Genomic DNA, 5,223 nt, shown 5'->3' on the forward strand with positions numbered 1-5,223 from the left:
CGCGCAGCCGGTGTAAAGGGTTTCGCCCCCGCCGTTCGTTCGGCTGGGCCTCAAGGGAATCCCTTGAGACCCAGCCGGCCGGTCACCTCCTGCCGCGGGCCGCCAGCCGGACCAGGTCCGCCGCGTCCATCTCGTCGATCGTCGCCGTTGCCGTTTCCGCAGCGGAAGCGTCTTGTTCGGCGTGCGAGTCCGCCAGGCGGAGCAGCGGCTTGAGGAGACCGGCGGTGCGCAGCCTGCTCAGCGGAATGGAAGCGAGCAGTTCCCGTACCTGGCGCAGCTCTTCGTTCTCGTCCGGTGCCGGAGCGGCCGTCACGAGCAGTTCGAGGAGGTGGAGTGCCAACGCGTCGGGGGTGGGGTAGTCGAAGGCGACCGCTCCGGACAGCCGCAGACCCGTGGCGGCGTTGAGGCGGTTGCGGAGTTCCACGGAGGTGAGGGAGTCCAGGCCGAGATCCTTCAGCTTGCCGTCGGCCGTGATCCCGGCGTCGGAGGTGTGCCCGAGTACCGTCGCGACCTCCGCGCGAACCAGGTTCAGCACGGCGTCGTAGCGCTCCGTCTCGGACATCCCGGAGAGCCGGGCCGTCCAGGCGATCGCCCCGTCGGCGGCCGCGCGGGTGACCGTCCGGGGCGGTGTGCCGACGAGACCGCTCCAGATCGCGGGCAGTTCACCGGCCCGGGCGCGTTCACGAAGCGCCGCCATGTCCGCCGCCATGGGCAGCAGAAGCGCCCGGTCGGTGCGCTGCGCGGTGTCGAACAACTCGAGTCCCTGCGCCTGGGACAACGCCCGAATGCCGTCCCGGTTCAGGCGTGCCTGGCTGCTGACGTCCATCCCTGAGCCCAGGCCGTCCGAACCGCTCCACAGCCCCCAGGCCAGCGAGGTGCCCGGCAGGCCGGCGGACCGCCGGTAGTGGGCCAGGGCATCGAGACAGGCGTTGGCCGCGGCGTAGTTGGCCTGACCGGCTCCTCCGGCGACACCCGCCATGGACGAGAACAGGATGAACTGGTCCAGGTGCCCGTCCTTCGTCAGCTCGTGCAGGTTCCACGCGGCGTCCACCTTCGGCCGCAGCACCTGGGCCAGCCGTTCCCGGGTGAGGGATCCGATGACACCGTCGTCCAGGACACCCGCGGCGTGGATCACGGAGGTCAGGGGTTGGTTCGCGGGAATGCCCGACAACACACGGGCCAGCGCTTCACGGTCGGCGGCGTCGCAGGCGACGACCCGGGCTGTGGCTCCCGCTGCGGACAGTTCGGAGACCAGCTTCCTGGCGCCTTCGGAGTCGGGGCCGCGCCGTGACAACAGGAGCAGGTGGCGTACGCCGTGCCGGTCCACCAGATGACGGGCGAGCACGGAGCCCAGAGCCCCCGTACCGCCGGTGATCAGCACCGTGCCGGACGGGTCGGGGCCGGAGGCGACGCTGAGCACGACCTTCCCCGTGTGCTTGGCCTGGGCCAGGTGCCGAAGTGCCTCGACTGCTTCCGTGATCCGCCAGGTTCGCACCGGAGGCGGTAGCAGGACCCCCTGTTCGAAGAGGCGCATGAGGTCGGCGAACATCTCGTGGATGCGGTCGGGACCGGCGGACCGGAAGAGGTCGAAGGCCTGGTACCGGACCCCCGGATGGTCGGCTGCGACGGTGTCGGCGTCACGGATGTCGCTCTTGCCCATCTCGACGAAGCGGCCGCCGCGGGGCAGCAGACGCAAGGAGGCGTCGACGAACTCTCCCGCGAGGGAATCGAGTACGACGTCAACCCCCGCGCCGCCCGTGACGTCAAGGAACCTGGACTCGAACTCGGTGGTGCGGGACGAGGCGACGCGGTCGCCCGCCAGGCCCATCGCGGACAGCGTCTCCCACTTGGCGGGGCTCGCTGTGCCGAAGACGTCGGCTCCCAGGTGCCGGGCCAGCTGAACGGCGGCCATGCCGACGCCGCCCGCCGCCGCGTGGACGAGCAGCGACTCGCCGGGCCGCAGGTCGGCCAGGTCGACGAGCGCGTAGTAGGCCGTCAGGTAGACCACCGGCACGGACGCCGCCTGAGCATGCGTCCACGCGGCCGGCTTGCGGACGAGCAGTCGCCGGTCCGTGACAGCGACGCTGCCGAAGGCCCCGTCGAAGATGCCCAGCACGGCATCGCCCGGTGCGAGGTCGTCCACGCCGGAACCGACCTCGGTGACGATGCCGGAGGCCTCGCTGCCCATGCGCCCCTCCCCGGGGTAGACCCCGAGGGCCAGGAGGACGTCCCGGAAGTTCACACCGGCAGCGCGGACGGCGACTCTGACCTCGTTCGGCGCCAGGGCGGAGGACGACTCGGGAGCGGGGAGGAACCGGACGTTCTCCAGGCTTCCCCGCTTCTCCACGTCCAGCCGCCAGGCGTCCGGACTCTCGTACGGCAGCTGCGCGCTGTCGTCCGGCACGGTGTTCAGGTGTGGGGTGTGGGCGGTGCCTTCGCGCAGGGCGCTTTGGGGGATGCCCGCGTCGATGAGGGCGGGCAGGAGGTGGTGGGAGGCGGGGTGGTGGTCGGTGTCGGTGAGGTGGATGCGGCCGGGGTTCTCGCTCTGTGCGCTGCGGACCAGTCCCCAGACGGCGGCCGCGGCGAGGTCGGTGATGTCGTCGGTGGGGGTGGTAGCGACGGCGCCGTGGGTGAGGACCAGCAGGCGGGCGCGGGCCAGCCGTTCGTCGGCCAGGAACTCCTGGACGGTCTCCAGGGCTTCCGCCGACGCATGGTGCACCGAGGCGGGGTCAGTGCCCGAAGAGGGAACGAACACGAGTACCGGGGGTACGGAGCTTGCGGCAGCCTCGCCGAGACTGGTGACCGTCACCTGCAGACCCGCGTCGGTCAGCTGTCGTTCCAGTCGTTCCAGGTCGTCCGCTGTGCCGTCGGCCGACGTCTTCGACAGCAGTCCCCACCCGGCGGGCGTCCCGGACGCCTCGGGCACGGACTGGGTGGTCCACTCGAGGGTGTAGAGGGAATCGGCCACGGCAGCGGGGCGGAGGGCTTCCGCCGTCATCGGGCGCGAGGTGAGCCGTCCTATGCGCAGCACCGGGCGCCCGTCGGTGTCCGTTGCCGAGAGCGACCAGCCGTTCTCGTCCTGGGCGGGTGTGATGGTGACGCGGAGCGCTGTGCCGACCGAGGAGTGGACGTGCACATCGCTCCAGGAGTAGGGCACCGGCACCCTTCCGTGCTCTCCCCGTGCGGGATCGGCTGCGATGAGCGCATGCAGGGCGGCGTCGAGCACCGCCGGATGGACCGAGTAGGGGCCCGTGGCGGCATGGGGGAGGGCCACCTCGGCGAACAGGGTGCCGTCGTGCTGCCAGAGTGCGCCAAGGCCCTGGAACTGGGGGCCGTACGTGAAGCCGGCCCGGTCCAGGTCCTCGTAGACCGTCGCGATGTCGACCGGCTGGGCCGGGGCGGGGGGCCAGACCGAGACCTCCGGGCCGGCGGCACTCGGTGCGTCGCTGAGGGTGCCGGTGGCGTGGCTGATCCACGGGGCCGGTGTCCCCGTGCCGGACTCCGCACGGGAGTGAATGGTCAGCTCGCGGTTGCCGGAGCCGTCCGGGGCGCTCACGGCGACCTGCAGCCGGACGGCTCCCTCTCGTGGCAGGACGAGTGGCGCGTGCAGGGTGAGTTCGCCGAGGGCCGGGCAGCCGACCGTCTCGCCGGCGTGAACGGCGAGATCCAGGAAGGCGGTGCCCGGTAGCAGGACGTTGTCCAGCACGGTGTGGTCCGCGAGCCAGGGGTGTGTGGCCAGGGACAGCCGACCGGTCAGCAGGCAGCCCTCCGAGCCGGCCAGCTCCACCGCCGCGCTCAGCAGTGGGTGGTCCGTGGCCGAGAGGCCGGCCGTGGACACGTCGGCGGACGACGCGTTGCTCTCCAGCCAGAACCGCAGACGCTGGAAGGGATAGGTGGGAAGAGGAACCGGACGCCCACCCCACTGCTCGTACAGCACGCGCCAGTCGACCTCCACGCCGTGCACATGGAGATCGGCCAGGGCGGCGAACAGGGTGCTGGTCTCCGGTCGTCCGGAGCGCAGAGCGGACGTGAAGACATGTCCCCGGGCCTCGTCGTGGATCTGCCGAGCCAGGGTGGTGAGAACCGCGTCGGGCCCCAACTCCAGCCAACGGGTGACCCCTTGCTCGCCGAGTGCCTGCACCGCTTCCAGGAAGCGCACTGGTTCGCGCACATGACGCACCCAGTACTCCGCGTCCGTGACCTCGGGAGAGAGTCCCGGCAGCGACGGCTCGTGCAGGGTGAGGCCCGCGACCACCTGACGGAAGTCGTCGAGCATCGGGTCCATCAGGGGCGAGTGGAAAGCGTGGCTCACGGTCAGCCGCTTGGTGCGGTGGCCCGCTGCCTGCCAGGCCTCGGCGAGCGCCAGTACCGTCTCCTCCGCACCGGAGACCACCACAGAGGTGGCACCGTTGACCGCGGCGATGCTGGCCCGGTCCCGGAGTCCGTCCAACGCCGTTCGAGCCGTGGCCTCGTCCACCTCCACGGCGACCATGGCACCTCCGCGGGGGAGCGCCTGCATCAGCCGGCCCCGTGCCTCCACCAGCGCACAGGCATCCTCCAGCGAGAGCACGCCCGCCACATGGGCGGCCGCTATCTCGCCCACCGAGTGGCCGGTCACCGCTTGCGGACGCAGGCCCAGCCATTCCACCAGCCGGAACAGGGAGACCTCGAGCGCGAAGAGCGCGACTTGGGCGTGTCCCGTCAGGTCGAGACGACCGTCCTCCTCTCCGAACACGACCTCTCGAAGCGGTTGCCCCGTCAGCCGAGCGATGTCGTCGAAGGATGCGGCGAAGACGGGGAACGCCTCGTACAGCTCCCGGCCCATCCCGGAGTACTGGGATCCCTGACCGGTGAAGAGCACCGCGGTGCCCCCGGACGGCGAAGCCATGCCGCGGATGACGTTCTCGCCCAGGACGACGGCCCGATGCTCGAACTTCGCGCGGGACATCAGTGAAAGGCCCACGTCCAGCGGGCCTGCGGAGGGGGTCGACTCCGCGTACCGCCGCACTGCTTCCAGATGGTCGTCCAGCGCTTCCGGTGAACGGGCCGACAACACCCACGGCACCACCCCAACTGGTACGGCTGCTTCGGCTGCTTCGGCTGCTTCGGCCGGTTGGGCTGTTTCGGTTGCTTGGGTGGGTGGGGTGGGTTGGGGGGTGTGTTCGAGGATGAGGTGGGCGTTGGTGCCGCTGACGCCGAAGGAGGAGACGGCTGCGCGGCGGG

Annotated in this window: 1 protein-coding gene; it reads right to left on the reverse strand. The window is 71.1% G+C overall.

The window, feature by feature from the left end; all coding sequences use genetic code 11:
• Positions 1-82: 82 nt before the first annotated feature.
• On the reverse strand, positions 83-5,223 hold a 5,141-nt coding region (locus tag AB0N16_RS41380), incomplete at its 5' end, for a type I polyketide synthase (RefSeq protein ID WP_365805995.1).

Source organism: Streptomyces sp. NPDC051105 (assembly GCF_040682795.1).
In the GTDB taxonomy this organism is placed as follows: domain Bacteria; phylum Actinomycetota; class Actinomycetes; order Streptomycetales; family Streptomycetaceae; genus Streptomyces.